The 20,723-nt window shown below is 42.2% G+C and carries 30 protein-coding genes, 1 riboswitch and 1 other annotated feature; of the genes, 2 read left to right on the forward strand and 28 right to left on the reverse strand.

The features are described 5' to 3' along the window. The 4 genes from MKZ11_RS19265 to MKZ11_RS19280 all read right to left on the reverse strand — a co-directional run bounded on the left by MKZ11_RS19265 (window position 1) and on the right by MKZ11_RS19280 (window position 4,222). Window positions 1–699, reverse strand: coding sequence for a metallophosphoesterase (locus tag MKZ11_RS19265; protein WP_340795969.1), 699 nt, complete (start codon window positions 697–699; stop codon window positions 1–3). Between the two features lie 238 nt (window positions 700–937). Then, entirely contained in the window at window positions 938–1,594 is a 657-nt protein-coding gene (locus MKZ11_RS19270) for a LysM peptidoglycan-binding domain-containing protein (RefSeq protein ID WP_340795970.1), read from the reverse strand. A 151-nt stretch (window positions 1,595–1,745) separates the two neighbouring features. Beyond that, window positions 1,746–3,182, reverse strand: a complete 1,437-nt coding sequence (locus MKZ11_RS19275; RefSeq protein ID WP_340795971.1) for a RecQ family ATP-dependent DNA helicase — start codon at window positions 3,180–3,182, stop codon at window positions 1,746–1,748. Beyond that, a complete protein-coding gene (locus MKZ11_RS19280) occupies window positions 3,182–4,222 on the reverse strand; it encodes a helix-turn-helix domain-containing protein (protein ID WP_340795972.1) in 1,041 nt (346 codons plus the stop codon). Before MKZ11_RS19280 ends, MKZ11_RS19275 begins: the two co-directional genes overlap by 1 nt. A gap of 109 nt (window positions 4,223–4,331) precedes the next feature. Here MKZ11_RS19280 and MKZ11_RS19285 point away from each other — a divergent pair, with 109 nt between their 5' ends. After that, window positions 4,332–4,583: a ferredoxin gene (locus MKZ11_RS19285; protein WP_340795973.1), complete on the forward strand. Its 252-nt coding sequence runs from the start codon at window positions 4,332–4,334 to the stop codon at window positions 4,581–4,583. 64 nt (window positions 4,584–4,647) lie between these two features. Here MKZ11_RS19285 and MKZ11_RS19290 read toward each other — a convergent pair whose 3' ends face one another. The 4 genes from MKZ11_RS19290 to MKZ11_RS19305 all read right to left on the reverse strand — a co-directional run bounded on the left by MKZ11_RS19290 (window position 4,648) and on the right by MKZ11_RS19305 (window position 9,277). After that, window positions 4,648–5,229: an ECF transporter S component gene (locus MKZ11_RS19290; RefSeq protein WP_340795974.1), complete on the reverse strand. Its 582-nt coding sequence runs from the start codon at window positions 5,227–5,229 to the stop codon at window positions 4,648–4,650. 241 nt (window positions 5,230–5,470) lie between these two features. Continuing rightward, window positions 5,471–5,603: riboswitch (FMN riboswitch) on the reverse strand. A 76-nt stretch (window positions 5,604–5,679) separates the two neighbouring features. Next, on the reverse strand, window positions 5,680–6,918 hold the full coding sequence (locus MKZ11_RS19295; protein ID WP_340795975.1) for a hypothetical protein: 1,239 nt from the start codon (window positions 6,916–6,918) through the stop codon (window positions 5,680–5,682). Beyond that, window positions 6,884–7,447 carry an RNA polymerase sigma factor SigX gene (locus tag MKZ11_RS19300; protein ID WP_340795976.1) on the reverse strand — a complete coding sequence of 188 codons (564 nt, stop codon included), beginning with the start codon at window positions 7,445–7,447 and terminating at the stop codon, window positions 6,884–6,886. Before MKZ11_RS19300 ends, MKZ11_RS19295 begins: the two co-directional genes overlap by 35 nt. A 45-nt stretch (window positions 7,448–7,492) precedes the next feature. Then, the gene (locus MKZ11_RS19305; RefSeq protein ID WP_340797060.1) at window positions 7,493–9,277 is read right to left on the reverse strand and encodes an ATP-binding protein; all 1,785 of its coding nucleotides are present in this window, start codon (window positions 9,275–9,277) and stop codon (window positions 7,493–7,495) included. A 277-nt stretch (window positions 9,278–9,554) separates the two neighbouring features. On the opposite strand from MKZ11_RS19305, the gene MKZ11_RS19310 reads away from it, so the two are divergent. Next, window positions 9,555–9,788 carry a DNA-directed RNA polymerase subunit alpha C-terminal domain-containing protein gene (locus MKZ11_RS19310; RefSeq protein ID WP_340795977.1) on the forward strand — a complete coding sequence of 78 codons (234 nt, stop codon included), beginning with the start codon at window positions 9,555–9,557 and terminating at the stop codon, window positions 9,786–9,788. 43 nt (window positions 9,789–9,831) lie between these two features. Here MKZ11_RS19310 and MKZ11_RS19315 read toward each other — a convergent pair whose 3' ends face one another. From MKZ11_RS19315 to MKZ11_RS19410, 20 genes are all read right to left on the reverse strand, one after another. Continuing rightward, complete coding sequence (locus MKZ11_RS19315) at window positions 9,832–10,170, reverse strand: YolD-like family protein (protein ID WP_340795978.1); 339 nt, start codon at window positions 10,168–10,170, stop codon at window positions 9,832–9,834. A 1-nt stretch (window position 10,171) separates the two neighbouring features. Then, on the reverse strand, window positions 10,172–10,486 hold the full coding sequence (locus MKZ11_RS19320; protein WP_340795979.1) for a YolD-like family protein: 315 nt from the start codon (window positions 10,484–10,486) through the stop codon (window positions 10,172–10,174). Beyond that, on the reverse strand, window positions 10,452–10,745 hold the full coding sequence (locus tag MKZ11_RS19325; protein ID WP_340795980.1) for a hypothetical protein: 294 nt from the start codon (window positions 10,743–10,745) through the stop codon (window positions 10,452–10,454). The genes MKZ11_RS19320 and MKZ11_RS19325 overlap by 35 nt, the downstream gene beginning before the upstream one ends. A gap of 71 nt (window positions 10,746–10,816) precedes the next feature. Beyond that, window positions 10,817–11,038, reverse strand: a complete 222-nt coding sequence (locus tag MKZ11_RS19330) for a transcriptional regulator (protein WP_340795981.1) — start codon at window positions 11,036–11,038, stop codon at window positions 10,817–10,819. 407 nt (window positions 11,039–11,445) lie between these two features. Then, window positions 11,446–11,497 (reverse strand) — a sequence feature (23S ribosomal RNA rRNA prediction is too short). 129 nt (window positions 11,498–11,626) lie between these two features. Beyond that, window positions 11,627–12,334 (reverse strand): peptidoglycan recognition protein family protein, encoded by a 708-nt coding sequence (locus MKZ11_RS19335; protein ID WP_340795982.1) that lies wholly within the window; start codon window positions 12,332–12,334, stop codon window positions 11,627–11,629. Window position 12,335: 1 nt separating this feature from the next. Next, on the reverse strand, window positions 12,336–12,587 hold the full coding sequence (locus tag MKZ11_RS19340) for a phage holin (RefSeq protein WP_340795983.1): 252 nt from the start codon (window positions 12,585–12,587) through the stop codon (window positions 12,336–12,338). A 16-nt stretch (window positions 12,588–12,603) separates the two neighbouring features. Next, window positions 12,604–13,008, reverse strand: coding sequence for a hypothetical protein (locus MKZ11_RS19345; protein WP_340795984.1), 405 nt, complete (start codon window positions 13,006–13,008; stop codon window positions 12,604–12,606). Window positions 13,009–13,080: 72 nt separating this feature from the next. After that, window positions 13,081–13,305 (reverse strand): hypothetical protein, encoded by a 225-nt coding sequence (locus tag MKZ11_RS19350; protein ID WP_340795985.1) that lies wholly within the window; start codon window positions 13,303–13,305, stop codon window positions 13,081–13,083. Between the two features lie 54 nt (window positions 13,306–13,359). Next, window positions 13,360–13,488: a CD1375 family protein gene (locus MKZ11_RS19355; protein WP_340795986.1), complete on the reverse strand. Its 129-nt coding sequence runs from the start codon at window positions 13,486–13,488 to the stop codon at window positions 13,360–13,362. Next, entirely contained in the window at window positions 13,488–13,673 is a 186-nt protein-coding gene (locus MKZ11_RS19360; protein WP_340795987.1) for a hypothetical protein, read from the reverse strand. The genes MKZ11_RS19355 and MKZ11_RS19360 overlap by 1 nt, the downstream gene beginning before the upstream one ends. Further along, window positions 13,670–15,367 (reverse strand): glycine-rich protein, encoded by a 1,698-nt coding sequence (locus MKZ11_RS19365; protein ID WP_340795988.1) that lies wholly within the window; start codon window positions 15,365–15,367, stop codon window positions 13,670–13,672. Before MKZ11_RS19365 ends, MKZ11_RS19360 begins: the two co-directional genes overlap by 4 nt. A 1-nt stretch (window position 15,368) precedes the next feature. Next, window positions 15,369–16,037 carry a hypothetical protein gene (locus MKZ11_RS19370; protein ID WP_340795989.1) on the reverse strand — a complete coding sequence of 223 codons (669 nt, stop codon included), beginning with the start codon at window positions 16,035–16,037 and terminating at the stop codon, window positions 15,369–15,371. Beyond that, window positions 16,030–16,335 (reverse strand): hypothetical protein, encoded by a 306-nt coding sequence (locus MKZ11_RS19375; RefSeq protein ID WP_340795990.1) that lies wholly within the window; start codon window positions 16,333–16,335, stop codon window positions 16,030–16,032. The genes MKZ11_RS19370 and MKZ11_RS19375 overlap by 8 nt, the downstream gene beginning before the upstream one ends. Window positions 16,336–16,337: 2 nt before the next feature. Continuing rightward, window positions 16,338–16,997 (reverse strand): DUF2612 domain-containing protein, encoded by a 660-nt coding sequence (locus MKZ11_RS19380; protein WP_340795991.1) that lies wholly within the window; start codon window positions 16,995–16,997, stop codon window positions 16,338–16,340. Next, window positions 16,987–18,162, reverse strand: coding sequence for a baseplate J/gp47 family protein (locus MKZ11_RS19385; protein WP_340795992.1), 1,176 nt, complete (start codon window positions 18,160–18,162; stop codon window positions 16,987–16,989). Before MKZ11_RS19385 ends, MKZ11_RS19380 begins: the two co-directional genes overlap by 11 nt. Beyond that, window positions 18,140–18,490 carry a hypothetical protein gene (locus MKZ11_RS19390; protein ID WP_340795993.1) on the reverse strand — a complete coding sequence of 117 codons (351 nt, stop codon included), beginning with the start codon at window positions 18,488–18,490 and terminating at the stop codon, window positions 18,140–18,142. Before MKZ11_RS19390 ends, MKZ11_RS19385 begins: the two co-directional genes overlap by 23 nt. Further along, complete coding sequence (locus MKZ11_RS19395) at window positions 18,487–19,035, reverse strand: Gp138 family membrane-puncturing spike protein (RefSeq protein ID WP_340795994.1); 549 nt, start codon at window positions 19,033–19,035, stop codon at window positions 18,487–18,489. The genes MKZ11_RS19390 and MKZ11_RS19395 overlap by 4 nt, the downstream gene beginning before the upstream one ends. Beyond that, window positions 19,035–19,844, reverse strand: a complete 810-nt coding sequence (locus MKZ11_RS19400; protein ID WP_340795995.1) for a phage protein — start codon at window positions 19,842–19,844, stop codon at window positions 19,035–19,037. Before MKZ11_RS19400 ends, MKZ11_RS19395 begins: the two co-directional genes overlap by 1 nt. Further along, window positions 19,831–20,154 (reverse strand): phage baseplate plug family protein, encoded by a 324-nt coding sequence (locus MKZ11_RS19405; RefSeq protein WP_340795996.1) that lies wholly within the window; start codon window positions 20,152–20,154, stop codon window positions 19,831–19,833. The genes MKZ11_RS19400 and MKZ11_RS19405 overlap by 14 nt, the downstream gene beginning before the upstream one ends. Continuing rightward, a complete protein-coding gene (locus MKZ11_RS19410; protein WP_340795997.1) occupies window positions 20,154–20,711 on the reverse strand; it encodes a phage baseplate protein in 558 nt (185 codons plus the stop codon). Before MKZ11_RS19410 ends, MKZ11_RS19405 begins: the two co-directional genes overlap by 1 nt. Window positions 20,712–20,723 lie beyond the last annotated feature (12 nt).

Genomic DNA, 20,723 nt, shown 5'->3' on the forward strand with positions numbered 1-20,723 from the left:
TTAATCAGAACACTCCTTTAGTACGCTTTCCCCGTAATTGATTACGATAACATGACATTCAGGCTTCGCACCAAGTCTGAGTGGCAACGTAGATGTGCCATATCCATTACTGACCAGCTTCGCTCTGCCTTTCTCCAACCGGAACTCACCTCTTTCTTGCAGACCGTATTTACCAAATCGTATCTGTCCGCCATGCGTATGCCCCGCAAGCATCAGTCGGGGCTGATAGAACTGCTCTATTTTCTTGAAGATCGAAGGCGTGTGGGTGACGAGAATGACATTCTCATATTGCTCGATATAACGGAGAGTCGATTCAATATCGACATTGCGGCTTGATGGATCATCCGTTCCTCCTATGCCCCATTGCGAATGCCCTGGAATACCTACACTTTCATTGTCAAGGATTTTCCCGCCATATCGGTTAATAATCCCCCTGATTTCCTCTTCTCCAGCTTCACGGTCATTATTACCCCATACATAAAACAATGGTCCCAATTGTGATAATTTACGGATGTTTTCGGATATCCTTGTAAGAGGCACGCCCCTTTCAGCAAGGTCACCGCCAATGATAACAAGATCTATTTTCTGGGAAGACTGTACTTTTGCCAGCAGCTTTTCATCTATTTTGCGCCGATGAATATCCGAAATGAAAAACACCGACATTTTTTTTTCAGCTAAGCTGTCATCTTTAATCTTCATATTGTGAAAAATAACATTCCGTCCCCGAGCGCTCATAAACATGAATGTTATGAATCCGATCATAAGTGAAACTAATGACCATAACGTTTTTTTAGCCGTAATCATGCCCACCTTTCATAAACAAAGCGTAAGGCGCCCAGAGTCTAGACACTATTCTGTGTCGATAAACTTAGACTTTCCTATTTTCATAAAAAAAAGGCAAAGAATTGATACTTCGCCTTTTTAACACTGCTATTTCTTAAGGAATGACAAGCGTCTGCCCCACACTAATCTCATCCGATGATAAACCATTTGCGCTTTTGATTTTTGCGACACCCGAACCATTGCCGTAGTATTTCAATGAGATACGATAAAGATTTTCATTACTCGCAACTGTATGCGACTTTGACGCAGGCTTTTCTACCGGTCTCTTGTCTGGCTTCGGTTCCGCCTTTACGACCGGTTTCTTCTCAGGTACTGGGTTAACATTCACTACAGGTTTAGATACTGGTTTTTCTTCAACCTTTGTTTCTTTTTCATTTTCTGATTGAACAGCAGTTTTCTCGTCATCTTTATTGGTTGCTTTCTTTTCTTCGCCCTTATCAGCAACAGCGTTTTTTTCATCAGACGTCTCACTGTTCATCTCGAAGAGTGTGCCTGTTTCTCCACCTTTTGCAGACGTTCGATCTCCTGGAGTATAAAAATCAGAAATGATGTAAACTAAGATGACAACCGGAATGAGTGTAAATAGTCCAAGGATAATATTAATCATCGTATGACTGGATTTCTTTCTAGGCTTACGGCCTTTTCTATGCAAGTCGGTACGTGATGGAAGCTTGCCATCATCAAGACCTTCGTCTAGACTGATCTCCTTCCTGTGCTCTTCAAATTCAGTTTTATAATCATCATTTTTCATCGCTGCATTCTCCTATCACATCGTGCTATTCTTCCATTATGACGAATTTTGTCGCAAAAATCAAATGCACCTTGGTGTATTTTTGTCCAAATCAAGTAATGTAGTTAGCAAGCATATTTTGCTAAATGAAGATCAATGGACAACAGAGCCGTTAGCCTAGAAGTTGAGTAAGCCTTTCATCCCAATCCATCATATGTTTGTCGGATATAATGGGCTTTTGTCCATCAAGTCTTAGATCATCTGCTGTTCCGCAAACTGAACAGCAAAACGTCGGCTTTGTTTCGCAATCCTCGCCAAAAAAACCTAAGATCTCCTCCCGAATACATTTTTCCGTATGAATCAGTCCGAGCATCGTCTGTAGTTGTGCCTCTTTCTCACGTTTTAATTCATTCATCCGAATAATGACATCTTCTATCGGCATGCGTTCGATGTAGTAGTCTATGACGCGTTTGCCGGTTTCGCTAATTCGTGCCAATTCGGCAGCCTCAGCAGAAGGATAATTTTCCACCAGAAGACCTTCATAGTGTTTGATTTCCCATTCTTGAGGAATATCATCCTGGATGATGAAACGTGTTCTTCCTTCATCGTCGGATGAAAATAGTAATGTTGCCGCCGATAATTCACCATCACGGCCCGCTCGGCCTACTTCCTGAATGTAACTAGCAATGGCTTGTGGTACATGTTCGTGAATCACTTGGCGGATATTGTCTTTATGTATACCCATTCCAAACGCATTTGTAGCACATATCCAACTTATTTCACCAGTGATAAATTGTTCTTGGATGAATGCTCGATCTTCCTGCTCTTTACCTGCGTGATAGGATGCGGCGGAGATACCTATCTCCTGAAGCAGTAAAGATAGTTCATCCGCACGTTTTCGCGACGCTACATAGATGATTCCAGGCCCCGGCGTAGTTACTAGACGGTTCTTAATCCATTCCGTTTTCATCATTCCACTCTCTACTTTGACAATTGAATACGAAATATTTGGGCGGTCCAGCGAACGCTGATGGATTGCAGGCATGTGAAGTTGCAGGTAATGGCAAATATCAGCTTTTACTTTATCGTCTGCTGTTGCAGTAAGTGCAAGAATACCCGGTCGATTCAGCCCTTCGAAAAATTCCCCTATTCGTAAATATTCAGGTCTGAAATCGAATCCCCATTGAGAAATACAATGTGCTTCATCGACTACAAGTAGCGACAATTGAATGTTTCGAAAATGAGCGGCCACATTTTTTTGCAACAGCATTTCGGGTGATATGAAAATGAATTTATAGCGTTCCAATTCCCTCATTATTCTATTTTTCTCAGAGTATGATAGAAATGAATTTAACGCAACGACACTTTTTTCACCGTTCCGTTTCATAATTGCCACCTGGTCTTCCATCAATGCAACAAGCGGTGAAACAATTAAGACAGTGCCTCCAAGAACATAGGCTGGCAATTGATAGCAAAGCGACTTCCCTATGCCAGTTGGTAAAATGGCAATCGTGTCCTTGCCCGCAATCACATCACGGATGACATCTTCCTGACCTGCCCTGAATTGTTCAAATCCAAACTTGTCTTTCAATAATTGATGAATAGTCATTAGTTATCTCCTCCAGTTCGCGCACCTAGGATGAGGCGGAGTTGAAAATAGGATAGCATTTCGAATTCAGACTTTAGCAGGCGAAGTCTACGGGTTCCGATTTCTCGCACTTTTTCAACCACTGCCTCAACATCATCCGAGGAAACGAACTGTATTAGGGGGAATTCTGTATCGTTAATAGACATTTCAACGAAGTGATCTTCAATTGTACTCTTTTTCAAGTTGCGCGCCGTCACAATCTCTTCGAGAGAAAAACCTCGGTCGAATAGCTGTTTCGTTTTTACAGACGAATCCGTCAAGTATGTCGAAACCTTGACACTTTCGGCTATTTTTCGCAAAAAAGGCAAATCGGTAGACGAGATAATAACAGCCAACATCATATGTAGGCTTTCTATAAATAGTAGACGGATGTCGAATGGATTTAGTTTCAACTTATCCGCTAATTGATCCCACGTCCAGCCAGTCAGGCCATAACCGCTCAAGCGATGGGTGATGATTGTTCTTTGTATCTCTTCCATCCCGCTTCGAGTAATGCATAGCCGAAGCTCCTCGCTGATACCTTTTGCAAATGCAGGATCACCGATTGGCTGATTTTGTAGTACCATTTTGACAAAAGACTGAATATCTCGGTCTTTTTGAGCGGGCATAAACAATTTTTCTCTTGCTTTGAAATTCGAAACAGTCTGTACTGCAAGCGATAACCTGTAAAAGAATATCACTTCCCTGCCTCTATAATCCCAGCCGTTAAATCGGTAGGAAGGTACTTTGGTTGCTTCCGTTCGACCTTGCTCCGTTAGTTTGACAAACGAATCATGCATTGTTGATATGAATCCCCTATCTTTTAATTGTTGAGAGGACTCGTCAAATCGTTCAGCTGACAGTTTCGGTAAAATACCAAAGAATTCTTTCAAACCATAGTATTCAACATCTTGCAATGTTTGTCCTGATCGTTTGCCGCGTAAGAGGTGAAGTCCGGCATAGATTGTTCGTTCACCATCTATTCTGCTAATGATGGTTAATAGTATTGAAGATAGATTCATTTTGAATTCCTCCGATTAACAAATGTTTTTTGTTGAAAACTCTTGTCAACATCATTAGAATGAAAGATGAAGTAAATTGTTTGTACGGAGAAAAGAGGAGAGAACGACTATGCCTAAATATACAATCGTTGATCAAGATACATGTATAGCGTGCGGTGCTTGTGGAGCTGCCGCCCCGGACATATACGATTATGACGACGAAGGAATCGCTTATGTTATCCTCGATGATAACACGGGTACAGCTGAAGTTCCAGAAGAACTGATGGAAGATTTGGAAGACGCTTTCGATGGCTGTCCAACTGATTCAATCAAAACTGCCGACGCACCATTTGATGGTGATGCGCTAAAATACGAAGATTAATTAGAATCTAGAAAGGTCGTCCCGGAAAATACCGAGACGACCTTTCTTTATATTTATACTTTTATTAAGATGCTAATTGAGTACGCTGTTGGGCTATCCATTTTTTCATGCTGTTATAGAGAAGCAATGAGATCATTAAAAGCATTACACCTTTAATAAGATTAAATGGTAAAATCCCAAGTACCACTACCGTAAATAACGCATCACCTGTGTAAGGCGGGAAGTTAAGGAAGTATGTGTACATTGGTAAAAACACGAAATAATTCAATACTGTCATTCCGACAGCCATAGTAACTGTACCGGCGATCAGACCGGTCGTAAGACCTTTAGTTGTCCGGAACTTATTGAAAATAAAATAAATCGGCATAATGAAAAGTATACCTGTCATGAAGTTTGCAATTTCACCAACAGGAACACCTGTAGGACTTCCCGAAAAGAACCAATGCAGCACGTTCTTAAGAAGCTCAACACCGATGCCGGCAACCGGCCCCATTGTCATTATCGCTAACACCGCGGGAATCTCACTGAAATCAATTTTCAGGAATCCGGGCAACGCAGGTAACGGAAAGTTAAACTGCATCAAAACAGTTGAGATACTCCCAAGTATTGCGATGAGAATCATCTTTCGTAACTTTTTGTTATTCATTTGTTCCTCTCTCCTTTTGCGATTCACTTCAAAAGAGGAAAGGCCGTTCCATCCTATATATGTCGACAAAAAAACCCTAAAGCAAATAGGCTCGAGGGGTTTGAAAGGCACATTCAGCTTCCGACACACTACGCATTGCGGTGTCTCGAAATCCACACAGGTATAAAGAAAATAACTTTTCCATTTTACCCATGATTAAATAAGCACCCTTTTTGTGAACAACACAAAAAGATGGCCGCACCTTCACCTTCTCCCATCCAGACTATACTGTCGGCTCCGGAATTACACCGGTATCAGCTGTTAAGCTCGCGGGCTTGGAAAAATGAATTTCCTTTACCGCCGGTCGGGAATTACACCCTGCCCCGAAGATGAATCAATATTATGTTACAACCCTATTCTATACAAACAGAAGCGCTTTGTAAACAGTCCTGTTTACAAAGCGCTTACTATTCACTCCAAAATAAAAGGCATTGGATTAGAGCCTACAGGAATCGGTAGCGGCTGACTGAAGTCAAAACCGTTCCATTCTTCCTGGACAACGTTCTCGAATTGCAGCTGTTCGCCAAAACTTGCGGCTGTGAGAAGCATTCCATCAACCAACTGCATAGCTTTTTCCGATTCCATTGCATCCAAATCCAGTGGTCGTGAAAATTTAATGAGTGTCACTTCACCATCTGAGATTACTTCAAAATCGATATCCCTCGGGATAACTGGCAAAAAAACATCATTCAAGTTCTCTTTCATCTGCTGCAGTGCCTTATCCAGTGTTGGCTGGGGCTGCGAAAAGTTCGATGACAGAAACTGCTGGCCATCTTGCTGTTCAAACATATAGTAATTTGAGTGATTGAGGCCACTTTTCAAAGTCAATGGCGGACTCGGTTGACCTACCTCAGAGAATATGGCTGCCGTTCCATCTTCGTTCTCAAAGCGGGCCTCCTGATAACCGAAAAAAGTATCCTGCAAAGAATTTTTATATACTTCCATCGAAGCTGCAGAAATATCATAGCCATGATCCTTCGGCAGCTGGTGGATAATTATATGATTATCCGCCGCTAGATCGCCTTTAAAAGGATGATACTCCTGAAAACCAAGCGCGCTTTCATCAATGCGATCTGCATACTTTTTGTACAAATCATAACTCGTTGGCTTCATAGAACCAAAGTCGTCTTTGATTCGGCTGTTCGGAATGATGAATGTAACAGGTATGCTCAATGCTTGATCTCCAGCAAGACCTAAATGGAATAGTGTACTGTCAATTACATCTTCAGGATAAACGGCAAAATGACGTATCCCCCCTGTTTCATCTGCCGCCATAATAGAGGATCTATTCATTGCTCCCATATCCATGTTTTCTTCAGCAAGCGATGCTGTTTCCGGTTCCGCCTCTGCTGCTGAACTATCGGCACTTTTATCACTTTTCATCATTTTAGATTCTGCAGCATTATCCATCTGCGTTGCAGTATCTTCCCCTCCGAACATGGATGGGATCAGCAAGCCAATTACAAGCAGAGCGGCCACAGCAACTAACGCCGGCATCCACTTCTTTGCCTTTTTACGGCGGGGTACATTCAGCCGTTCGTCTTGCTTTAGCCGTGCTAGTATTTCCGACTCAGGACGATTATCTTGTATATCGGGCATATCACCGAGGAGATTTTCAATCTTGTTGTCGTTCCAATCTTTGTGGGTCATCTAGTTTCCCCCCTTCTGTCGGAAGAGCATTCAATTTCTTTTGTAAAGCTTTGATCGCCCTATGTTGTGTTGTCTTCACTTTGCCTTCTGTCCAGCTAAGAATAGCAGCTGTTTCAGCTATGGTAAGATCCTGGAAATAGCGCATGATGATAACCATTTTCTGATCACCAGTACACGTATTTAGTGCTTGTAGAAGCTCTTGCATCTCTTCACTGAGTGTTAGGAGTTCCTCCGGCAGGATACCTGTCGATACAAGTTCACTCTTTTCCCAGTCAAATTTATCGAACAGATGCTTTTTACGAACAGTATTTTTCCTGAAATGGTCGATTGCTACATTTTTAGCAATTGAAAAGAGCCATGTCTTCTCGGAACTTTTCCCCTCAAAACCGGCGTAAGCGCGCAGTACCCTCACATAGACTTCATGCATAAGGTCTTCAGCATGATCACGGTCCCTCGTCAAATAGATAAGAAACTTGAATACATCCTGATGGTACTGTTCGTAGAGCCGATGGAAAACGGAGTCGTCCATGAAATTCCCCCGTTCTATCAATTAGTCGTTATTCAAGCTATTAAGTTACATCTTTTTTAACGGCAGGGTGCAACTAAAAATCGTGCCTTCAATTTCACCTCTTGCAGCGGTGATCCTGCCGCCATGTGAGTCAATAATACTTTTGGCAATTGCTAAACCAAGGCCAGTTCCGCCTTTCCCCCTGGTTCTTGCTTTATCCGCTTTGTAGAAACGTTCAAAGATATACGGTAAATCCTCTTCTCGAATCCCGACACCTGTATCCGTAACTTTTATTTCAAGCATATCGACAAATTTTTCGATACTAAGCCTGACGCTTCCACCATCAGGAGTATGACGAATTGCATTGTCGATTAAATTTGTAAATACTTGCTCCATACGATCCTCGTCCACATTTGAAATCAATTCTTTTTCTTCCGGGAAATCAAATGACAACTCAACATTCGCTTCACGCGCAACCTGCATGAATTTATTGATAATCCTACCCAAAAATGGGATCATCGATAAATCATCTTTGTAAAGCCGCATATGACCTGATTCCATTCGTGCAAGATCAAGAAGATCGGTGACAAGTCTGCCCATTCGTTTCGATTCATCATGTATAATTTGAACCATTTCATCCCGTTCTTCGTCATTTTTCGTTACACCGTCGATAATTGCTTCACTGTATCCTTGAAGCATGGAAATAGGCGTCCGAAGTTCATGGGAAACATTTGCAATAAAATCGGAGCGGAGTTTTTCGAGCTTGTGCTGATCCGTCATATCCCTTAAAACGGCAACTGCGCCGCGAATACTATTACCGCTATAGAGTGGACTGATTGAAATCCCATAAAACTGACCGCCCAGTTCCAATTCATCGTCAACTTCCTCAGCGAACGTAATAGCATGTTCGAGCATATGAAAAATCCCGGGTGGTATATGGTGATTCCCTTCTTGCGCAGCGTCCTTGAAATACCAATTTTGCAATAGCCGTTCAGCCTGCGGATTACTTACCAAAATCGTGTAATCCCTGTTGAACGTAATAACAGCATCCGTCATTGATGTTAGAATACTTGATAATTGCTCTTTGTCCTGATTAATAAGTTCGACATGGTATTTAAGCTGCCTTCCCATCTGATTAAATGCAGTGGCGAGCTGACCAATTTCATCATTTTGCGAAACAGGCAACCGTGTATCGAAATTCCCTTTGGACAATTCAAAAGCGGCTTGTCTTAAGCTTCTCAGTGGTAACGTGATTCTTGTAGACAGAAAGAATGCAAAAAATGTCGTTAATATAAATGCAATAAGTGCTGATAAAAATACGATATGTGTTGTTCTCTTTGTAGTCCTATGAACAGCTTCAAGACTTTGGTAAATGATTACTGTCCCGGCCATTTCATTTTCTATTTCAAACGGATATGACAGAACAAGATATTGTTCCATAACATCGTCTTCAGTATTCGAAGGAAGAATCATTTCTTTTACGACCTGGGTATCCATCTTTTGATCAAATGGAAAGATGGATTCGTTCAGGATTTTGTTCTCAATTCTGTCCTTATTCAATCCTTTATGGAAAGAATAGGTAACTTCCCGACCGGGTCCTACAATCATTGCATTCGTTTCCTTATCGAGAATGTCGTGAATAATCAATTGCATTGACGATTCACTTTCATGGTCCTGAACGATTTTCCCTATTGTCGTTGCTTCCCTGCGCAAGGAATCTTCAGCTTGCTGCGTATGGAAATTATCAAGGAATTCAAGAAGTAGAGCTGTCACGATAAAGAGGACAAATGAAACGAGAAGCAATATGGTTGCCCATAGCTTCCCGACAATTGAATTCCATATTCTATTCATATAATTATGGTTTTTCACTCCGTTCCAAAACGTTTCGATTCCGATTGCACCTAAAAGGTTTGTTAGTGTCATTGTAAACTAAAAACCATTTAATTTCACTTACTTTCGGAATGAATGTTAGTTTTGTGTTAGTTTCGTGAGTTATCTAAGAAACCCAATAAATAAAACAGCCATTTTCTATTTATATAGAAGGTGGCTGTTTTCACTCCCTCCTCCTATAGCTAATTCCACCAAAATGTCGTACCATTAAAATATCAGAATATTGGAGGTATTTATTATGACTAATCACATTATCATCCGCTTTGACAAAGAAAAATATTTAAACGAATCAATTGAGATGCTAGAATTGAATGTGCGACTATATAATATATTGAAGAATAACCACATACATACACTGCGAGATTTGATATCAAGAAACGTTAAGGATATTGGCACACTACCTGGTATTGGCCCTGTGTTAAGAAATGAATTATTGGAAGTGTATTACGAGATTAAATCGGAAACTGAATAACAAAAACAACGACCTTTCCCTAAACGGATTGGTCGTTGTTTTTTTAATCCATACTCTGCACTTTAACGACATCCACAACTGGTATCCTATCTTCACCGAATGGCCCCTCTACCGAAATTAAATTAAGACGGTGGTCGAGTTCCGAAACTTTACCGATGTACGTTATATGTTTCCCTTTGCGCCATGCTGTGACCTCCGCCATACATTGTCGTTTATATGCGACTTCTAATTCATCTTGAATTTGCTGAAGCTCCCAATCGTCGAGTAACGACTGCTGTATGTAGTTTTCATTTTCACTCAACTCGCGGATCAGTTTAACGTGTTCTGGTAACATCAAACCTTGCCACTTCTGCATACCTCTATCGCGATTGTTATCTAACAACTCATTTCACGCTCACAATATTATTCATGTTGATTTTTATTCTGTCGTAACCCACTTGCAACGATAATCTACCTTGTTGGCCATCGACTTCTGTAACAATCCCTGTAACTGTCTCATACCGCTTTTGAGCATAAATCGTAATGTCTACTTCTATATTGAATTCTTTTGATTCACCAATTCTCTCGCCAATTTCAAGAAAATCGGTTTCGGATAGTTTAGGTCCTGCCACTGCAGTTGACTTTGATTTCGGTTTAGGAATTGTCGTCAATTTCATCATCCTTTCAGTTTTGGGTTTCTGACTTAGCGAAGTACTCATTTATCAATTCTTCCGTCCTGTTGCGTAGCCGTATGTTCATGTAACGTCTTATGTCTTCGTAGCCATTATGGATAAATGCATATTCGGTGAACGAACCGTCTTTCCCCTTTTTAATCAACTTCAAATTTCTGTTTTTTGCATAAGTATTTGTATCTTTCAATTCAGCTCGTACAGTCTTTAATGTGTTTTCAACGATATTGATATAAGGCCCTTTTAATTTGAACGAACTCGTTTCAATCACTTCTCGGTCTCTCTCCAAGATACTTATAATTATTGGTAGGTAGATCATGTTCTCGAAATACGGTAATGCATCTCCTGGGATTAACGGCATTAGATCACCATGCTTTCTTTATGTACGATGGGAACAAGTGCTAAAACGTTATCAATTGTAAAAGTTCGCTTGGATTTACGTAGAAAACAATATGCACGGAACGATACCTCACCGACCTGCAGTACATTGATTCTTCGTTTGCTGATTGAACCGTCTGCAGCTATGTACATCATATCTAAGGGCTCGTTGTATTCCACTGACTTGGTTAATTTATTACGCACACTTGTTCCCTCCTTTTGAATTAGTATATAGAATGAATGTTCGTATTGCAAGCAAATAAAAAACCACCCAAATTCGGATGGCTACTATCAAGGAGCGCAGTACTACTAATTTTAATTTTAAAATTCACGTTTGTTTAGAGCTTTCGGAACTCACAAAAATGAGAACTGGGTAAACCCAGTAGTGGGAAGGGTAGGAATCTACCCCTTAGCCAACTCCTTTCGCCCTAAGGCGTCTGTCATTTAACCACTGATTATGCGTTATCGAAGTTGCGAAAAATAAATACGAAATAAACCACGTGGGTATACCCGGTATAATTAATCCAATAATACCTCCGATAATCACCAAAACCAACACCACTACCCAATTAAAACTTTTCATACTATCACTCCCCGTTAGATTTTCCTAACGTGAGCTATTACGCACTCTTTAAGTGATGGCTGCTTCTAAGCCAACATCCGCTGTAGGCAATTTTAATTATATCTGTTAAATAGCACAATAGATACACTAATATTTCGACAAATTTAGACAAATGAAAAAACGACCTACCTACAATCTAATCTGTGGAAGAGCCGCTTTTTACTTTCGTCTTATTTGCTTAACAATCCTCGGCTAACAGCCACAAAGAGTAATCCGATAGCATCCGAGTCCGTCAACGAAACGTCGTTCAACTTCTTGCGCCAGATGCTAGACAGTCCATTGTCGCCCGCTTCTAACTGTTTCAATACCTCTTCTGTAGAATCTTTAATCGCCTTTGATGTAGGTTCGTACAATTTGCTCACTCCCTCTTTTGGTGGTGCTGGGTTATTCAACTCTTTCAATTTTGCCACTATCCGGTCTTTAACTGACTGTAAGCGTCCTTCTTCAATTATTCGGTGCGGACAATTCTTACCCGACCAATCCCGATGCCATTTTACGCGATCGATTCCCCAACCGTATTGCTTCAGCACGTGAGCTACATATTCGATGGTATTTTCTTCTGCAGCAACATACTTCGGCCCGCCAGATTTCGAATAACAGATTTCAATTCCGATAGATGCCCGATTACCTTTGCCCTGACCATCCCCTGCATGATAAGCGCTTCGACTAAACGGGATGGCTTGTACGGCTTGCTTGTCATCGATAGCGACGTGATAAGCTACCACCGTATTGTTGCGAGTCATATAAGCAATCTCGTTGGCTGCCGTAGCGTCGTTATAAGTATTGTGGATGGTCACGTATTCCGGTTTCATGGGATACGGTGCTTTTAGTTTGTAAAGTGATTCTGGGATATAGCTGTTGACGATTGTGTATGCCATCTTACTTCAACCCCCGTTGTTTAAGTGCTCGCTCCTGCTTCTTTGCTTTTTCAGTCAACCTGTACGTGTTTTTATAGACGCCATAAAGCAACAAAGCAAACGGGATAAAAGCAATCAACACTGCAACAAAAGCTTCGATACTTGCTGCATTAAACCACTCGAATTTTACATTAAGTGTTCCCAAAAATAAAAGGACAGCTGATAGCCATCCCCCAAATAGTGCTATATATTGAGAAATTTTATCTTTATCCATTATTAATCATCCTCCATCATTTTGTTATATAGTGTTGCAGTACATAATAAAGCGCACCGCCAGAACTCAACAGACCCACGACGCCTCCACTCACTTTTAAGAAGACAGTAGACCAGGTATTGAGTTTAGCCATGCGCAATTCATGTGTTTGCGCTGTACGTGCAGATTGATATCCCATCGCATTCTCGACGATGACGAATAGCTTCTCTACCTGTTCTTTCATTGTCGTACGCGTTTCTCGACTTTCCGACATAACCGTATTTTCCAGTTTCATCGCATTGTCTTCTAGTTTCTTTAAGCGTTCATCATGGTGTTGGTCTGCTTTTTCTAGTGCCGCAATCTTTATGGCGTGGACGTCAATTTGTTCGCCTTGATGTCTAACCGTTTCAAACATAGATGATCCTATTGTTACATCCGGCATCCTTCGCTTCACTCCCCTTTCACTGTTTATGGGTAAATAAAAAGAACGCCCTGGTGTGGACGTCCTTGGATATTACTTTTCAAGTTTCTTGATAAGATTTTCCCTCTGTTCTTTTGTCAACCCGTGGAAGCTATTTAACCATTCGTCCACTATTTTGTACATACCTTCGGAAGCCAAGCCGATTTTTTGGATATGCCCTTGTTCAATACCGATATCAACTTTACCGTTAGTCGCTACATTGAACCATGGCGATTTTGCCGAGTTGTATTGCGATAAATCTTCTTTACCGAGAATCATTATAACACTCCCCCTTTTATCCACCATTCGACAAAAGAGGAAGGAATCCTTCAATTACTTCTCAACCTGCCCAGCCAAATACTCCGCAACCGGAATCTGATACTGCTCAGGTAAACTACCAATCTCACGCGCTCCTGCTTTAACCAATAGACCGTAAACTGGCACCATGTATGGAAATACCATTACTCGCCACCCCCTTTCAATTGATCTATTTCGCCTTGTTGTAACATTACTTGTTCTTGAAGCCCTGCGATTGCTTCCAATAGCATCAATACAATCGGGTCAATATTAACTACTTCTGGGAATGCATCTTGTAATGGGCCAAGTGAACCGTCTGGCAATCTTAATCTTACTTGTGGTGTATTCATTGTAATAACGCCCCCGATATCAACGTGATTGGTTTATCACCTGTCCATGAAAATTTTAGTGCAATATGTTCAGCTGGCGTATCGGCTCGGAACTTGAAGTAATCTTCAACGTCCTCGCCTACTGGTGCTGAATTTTCAAGTGGTAGAGGGACGAATTGTTCCTGCTCAGTTCCCGTTGTCATGGAGATTTCAGCTGTAACTTCTTGGTCTGCGTCCCTTTGAATCCACAATAAAACGCCCTGTGCTGATCCGCTTGGAGGTACGATTGTGTACCGCTGTGTGGATGATGCTAAAGGCGTTAGGTTTGCGTGTTTATTCAATTTGATGGTTCTGGATGATTTAAAATTATAAGTATCGGTTACTTCAACAACTATTGTGTTCTCTCCGTCTTTCAGCGATTTAAGGGATAAATCAAACGACCACGGACCCGCTACGCCCGAATGAATTTGCACCGCTGCTTGTTCGTTTATTCGGTATTTAACTGTAACGTCGTTGCCGTCAGGGTCGCTTGATGTGCCGGACAATGTTATCTTGTCGTTGTTAATCATGTCGGCTTGGTCAGTAAATGGGTCGACGGTTAATGCTGGCGCGCGGTTAGGTACGACGTAAAAAGTGCGTTCCGCTACTACTGATTTACCGCCTTGGTTGTCTTCGGACCATACTTCTAGGCGATGCGCTGTACCTTCCGCCAATGCCCCGGTAATTGCCGTTGCACCTTTGTATAGCTTGCCACCTTTAATCGTCAGCTGCTCGTTAAACGATAGTGCCGCACCAGTCGAAATGCCTGTCGCAATCGCTCGGGATGTGCCGCTGTTGATGCGATAGTAGACGTTGACTACGTTGCCGATGTCGGTGTCTTTTGCGTTGCCATCGATTTTGAACGTGTCGTTTTCGTATAGGGTTGCATTGCTTGGCGTGTTTAGCGTTAGCGTTGGTGCTGCATTAAGCGCCGTTATTATTACAACTCCGTCACCTAGTCCATCACTCAATACCGCGGTTGCATTTGTTCCTGCATTGTATGAACTACCGCCCAACCCGTACTTATTAGCGTTCCCGCCATCGGCAAACCAACCACCATTTCCGCCATTGTAGCCACCACCCCCACCGGCCCCCGCCGGATTGGAGGAACCGCCGCCGCCAAACGCGCCGTACAATCCGTCGCCAACGTTATTCCCTGCGCCTTGTCCGCCGTTAATAAATGACATGGCCTGTTGAGTCGTTGTATATCCTGTGCCGTTACCAATTAGGCCACCGCCACCATCTCCGCACGTGGAACCATCTGAACTAGTTCTTTTGCCTCCAACGCCCGCCCCCGCGCCCGGGATAAGAAGGGCATCACTCGTAGCGCTTGAAGCGTAACCGTTGTTACCTCCGCCTCCACCCGCAATAATTAACGGCGTCTGTGTACCCCTTACGACATAAGTACCACCCGCTCCTGGCGACGGTAAGCGCCCTGTCGCTTTTGTTCCGTTTTGTCCAACAAGCACTTTAATTTTTTCTCCTGGAACTAGTGTAATATCACCCTCAATCACCGCGCCTTTTCCTCCCGGAGAAGTTCCGCCCTTTGCACTTCCTCCAATTGCCTTTATTCGCACCTCTTTCACACCGACGGGTACTGTCCAACTTTCAATACTCTTTGTATATGCAAACGTGTATGTCAATCTTCCTTGCGCATCTTTACCAACAACCACCATATCAAACTACCTCCATTACTGAAACTCCGTAAGTACTCCAGCTACCAGCTACCATTTGTCCGTCCACAATCTTCGCGTTACTCTGGGCAATGACTGCACCCTTGACATAGTCATTAACCAGTGGCTGTACGGTAATCGTGGACGCCGTGATGTCTGTAATTAGCACGTCCTCGCTGTTTGTACCGTCGTATACAGTGACTTCGGTAAACGCCACAAAGCCGACTGATACGTCCACATTTAACACGGTTGTTCCTGCCGAACGAGGCGCGGTTAGTACCGCTGACGCCAATTGACGTATCAACTTATTCGGCTCACCGTCGAAGGTGTCTGCGAAGGTACCGCTATTGCCTGGCGCTCGACCGTCTAATTCAAGTTGTACACGCATGCGCATGATGTCGTTGTCATGACCGTCAAGGCGTTGGTGGGATTTTAGGATGCCTTGTTCTTGATTATTATCCCTTGCAGCTGAATGACCTGTACCATGTTGCAATCGTCTATATTTTGGAATAGGTTCTTTCGTAATTGGATGTAAAACAGTGATGCCGTTGAAGTCCGTTTCATAAACGATATTCCCCTGTCCATCCTTCAAAGGGACGGGGCGACCAAATTCATCGATCTCGATGATGTCATTCAACCATTTGGTTTGGACGTATACATATGGTTCAGCCACTAGTGGTTTCCTCCTTTATTTCAATGGCAAGAAAGAATGTCACCATTAACCCATGCTCACCATTATTAATGTTCATTGTCTTAGTACGGATTTCTCGACCATGCATGTCAATAATTACGGCATGTGTGACATGACCGATTTCCGATTCCAATTCAACGAATATTTTTAGGGTATTACCCTGAATCTCTTTCAAGAAAATCGGGAATTCCTTTTCGATATTATCTATGGTTACTTTGGCGCCAACAATAAGCCGGTCCCAAAATTTCAATGTTTCATCTTCTAAAAGGGATATCGCCATTATTAATCCTCCTCGCAATAAAAAGTCCCTGTAATTGGATACGGGACTTGGAAAGTGTATTCTTTTGCTTCAATTGTAGGAGTAGCCTTTGAAGCAACTCCGTGGATAGATGTTGTTGTGAATGTTCCGGTGATCGGGTACGGAATGGGAAATGTATATTCTTTTGGTGTGACAATTACTGTGAAACGGTCTACCTCAGCCGAATAATAAACCCTTACTCCTGCCGGTTTAATACGCTTCACCAATTGAAAGGGTATCGATTCCGCATCCTTACTTATGTTTAAAATGAGTGATGCCGGCTCTTTAAGAAAGCTATTCCAACCCTCTTCGGTATATAAAAAATCATCGCCCATATAAGCCTCGAGGATGGTGTTCATTACTTCTCCATCACCTTCGCTCATATTGACGATGAATTCTATTTTGATTAACTTCCGATAGGTGTCATCATCATAAGAACCGCGACTGATTCCTTCATCTTTACCGAGTCTGTCGAGTCCCTTTCCAACCGCTTGATCAACGTCCCAAAACTTTTGGATAGTTGCGTAAAGCTCCTCACTGTCATCGATGTGCTTAGCGACAAGTGATAGGGCTTTGTAGTTGTTACTGGATGGATTCTTGTCATAGTGTGATGGTAGCCGTTTAAGAATTGTATCAAGCGACAAGATCACTCACCTCAATTTTTGAGAAATCTGTTTCGGCAACTTGTAATCCGATTTCAATATTTTCTTCGAGATAAATAAATCCGTCTGTGGATAGTGAGATTTTCACATCTTCCACACCTTCAACTGCGAATAGACGGGATTCTAAACGAGATACAACAACGTCTTTGCTCATACCGAGACCGTTGTAGGTTACGTTATCACCCGTCCCACCGATGAAACGGACAATCTGTTCTTTAATCTGTTCATCGCCATCAATCGGATAATCAGAACGCTTGTCGACGTACACTTTCACATATACCTGAACAGTTTCTGCGTAGGTGAATCCAATCGAACGTAATGCCCCCTTTGAATCCTTCACCTGTTCGACAGTCGAACCGAATGCACGAATACCATCTGGTTTCTTTTCAAATATCTTTTGGGCAACCTTATCAGCTTCGCCACCTAAAACGATGGTCTCGAAACAATGTGGTGGACGACCGTCAGCATCAAATTCATTTGAATCATTCTCTATAACAAGACAAGAACGGACGCCCTCAACCTCATCTAAAACATAAGCTTCGATAGACTCAACACGTCTACTTCCTGCCTTACCAAGTGAATCATAGTAACGACCACGAAGTTCGCCAGTCGTTTCCTCGTCCTGTCCATTTCGAAATGGCTCTTTATTTGTAACTGAATTCAGACCAACAACCGGATTAATGATCTTCGTGATTTCTCCGGCTTCTACATTTCCGATACGTCCGTATTCAATCGCTTTTACATTGACTGTGTAGATACCGTCATTTGGCGCTTTAACTTCTGACAATGTTTCGTACATGACGCCATAATTGGTACTGAATAAATCGCCTGCGGGTACAGTTGCACCACGGTTAAGATTTAGTTGGATGATGCCAGATGATTTAAGCCATCCTTTCTTTTTGATTACACGTTTGACGTTATTTTCAAGCGACACACCCTCTGACGTATCGACGAATCGGCTGTTATACACTTCCTCTGCCAGTTCATTGTCTTCCGCACGCGCGTATGCAATCAACGATGTGAATTTCCCGACTGGCGACCTCTCTGATAGATTTACGTCATCGCCCCATAGCTCACGGGCCACTTCACTCATCTCCTCGAAAAAGTCCACATATCGTTTCCGCTTAAACCCTTCCGAAGTTAACATCAAAGTCACCTCCTACTTCCCTGTCTTCAGTTCGTAATCGCAAAGATAATGAAAGTAGCCGGGTCATCCGATTGAAATTGTAATCCACTTTAATTATTTCTGTGATACGAGGTTCTTGATAGATTGCATCATAAATTGACTGCACGATTTCGCTTTCCGTGTAACCCTTTTCTTCTAGGACTTCACGCTGAAAGCCATGGTCTTCATTCAAAAACCATTCCCCGACACGTTCATAGATCAGATGTTTAATCGACTGGATTAGTTCATCGTCACCTTCAATGACTTCAAGTGTCCAATCGCCACTGTCATCAATTTCAAATGTCTTCATGATGTACCACCCCTTGAATCTGCTGTTGTTACGACGCCGTTAGGTGCTGATATATTAATATTTTTCTTTGATGCGATATTGATATCTTCATCCGACTCTATTAAGATTTCACTATTTTCTTTGATGATAATTCGAGCAGAAAAGTCGCGTTTCGCAATAACCAAGTCCTCTTCGTGTTCCGCGAATTCATCTAGCAGCAGTTCATTAAATGAGCGAATACCACCTACGATTATCGCGTCATCAATTGTGTGTTGCCCTTCGGATGAGGCACCGCCACCGAATAAGAATGGGGCGATATCGCTTTGCGCGAACATTACAACCACGTTGTCGCCAACCTTATAAGGTATCCGGATAATGAATTCACCTGTTTGCTGTGGCGCAATCGGGACTTGCATGATCATATTCTCATCGCCTGTTAACAACTTGATATCCGCGCGCATGTACTTAAGTTCAACTTTTATGATTTCTGCTATTGTGCACGTATACAAGTTGTCTGCCGTGTTTTTCTTTTGTCTTTCAAAATATCGTTCGACTTCCGCACTCATCAATACACCTCGCAAATCGTATAGAATGAACTTCCGTTACATGTATGCGTGCCTTTAACAGCTCTCAATTGTTTGTTAACCGCTTTTGATTGCACGACGAATATTGAATCAGCTTTCACACGATGATTCAGCAACATTTTCAGCTTGTAACCTGAGCGTTTTTTCTTTTCGCCTTTATCTTTTGTTTCTTCTTCGGTTTCGATAGGCTCTGGATGGTCGATTAGGCCACTTTCTTTATTCAACACGAATCCAGTTGCATCACCTTTTTTGGGATCACGGATAAACATCTTACCGCTACCGATTCGCATTTTTGATTTAGTGTCTTTAGCGACCGCTTTAAGTAATGGACTCACATTACCTTTCAACGTTTTTCCTTTACGATAGATAAAATCAGTGGGAGGGGAAAAATCACCCATGCTTAATCCCGCCTCGCCGACCAAGTATTTCAAGACGACTGAGGCAGCTGTACCTGGTGCAAATGTCTTTGTTATTTTTTTCGTTAAGTAACTGCCCGTTTCGTCGATGCAACCAATTTCGGTTATCTTGTCTGGGCCTTGCCACGTTGTTTTAACGTTCTTTGCTACACCTTTGAATATAACGCCCATGTCACCTTCATATCCCGCTGATAACGTCACCACGCTATTGACAATGATGCCGGAAATAGTGCTATCCGAAAGGTTGTAGACTTTGATAGTTGCTGTATCGATTTTCTCGGTGTCGTCAAAATCGATATCAAAGTAAATAGTGAGTGGTGGACGTAATAGCTTACCGCCTGCATTCAATTCTATTTTCCTTCTAAATAGATCCATCGCCATCACCATCGGTTACATATAAAAAAACCGTCCTTTCAAGGTTTTCGTAAGTGATACGAACTTCCTCTCCAGCACGATCCATCGGTATGATTTTCACTTTAGGCAAATCAACACTTGCCAAGTCCTCGAATAATGGTCTATCAAGTATTAATTTCTCGCCAACAACAAGCGCATTCCCATCTTTATATAAATCGACGGTGAAGAAGTCGAATCTAGCATTATAGCCAATTTCAAACTCGTATTCATCCGGCAAATCCATTTCAAAACGATACGGTATCAAGTCTTTTTCAATCTCGATATAATCCATTACTTCACCTTCTTGTCATATGCAGCGTTTATTTGCGACCAGTTTACTGTCGTCTTTTTCGTAGAATCCGCTTTCTTCGGAACCTTAGCTTTCGCTTTCGTTGTAACTTTTTTCTTCGTTGTTTTGTTGACGGATTTCTTGGTTTTTTTCTTGCCTAATTTAGATACCTCTTTGACTTGCTTTTTAACAGGCACAGTGACACGGATGACGTTAGGTGCTTTCACCAAACGAACCTGTTTTAGCGTCATCGTGAAGGTGTAGCCGTCCTTTGTCTTCGCGTCATGTTTACTATTAAACGAGGTGATGAGGACGGTTTCTAGCCGACTCCGATAGTTGTAGGAAAGGAGCTCCCCTTTTTGTCGGAACTCCCGTAACTTCAATATTTTTTCATTGTTTGGGTCCAAAATGACACCCGTTAAGCTTAGTATAATTGGATCACTCTCAACATGGTCCGTGATTTGTTCACCATCTTCAAGCGCATGGTCAGTCGTTGTAGATGACTCGTTTAAGTCTTCACTTGTTATTACATCAATCAATATACCGCCGAGATACGGCATTCCTCATCACCT

Source organism: Sporosarcina sp. FSL K6-1508, assembly GCF_038007465.1.
GTDB lineage: Bacteria > Bacillota > Bacilli > Bacillales_A > Planococcaceae > Sporosarcina > Sporosarcina psychrophila_B.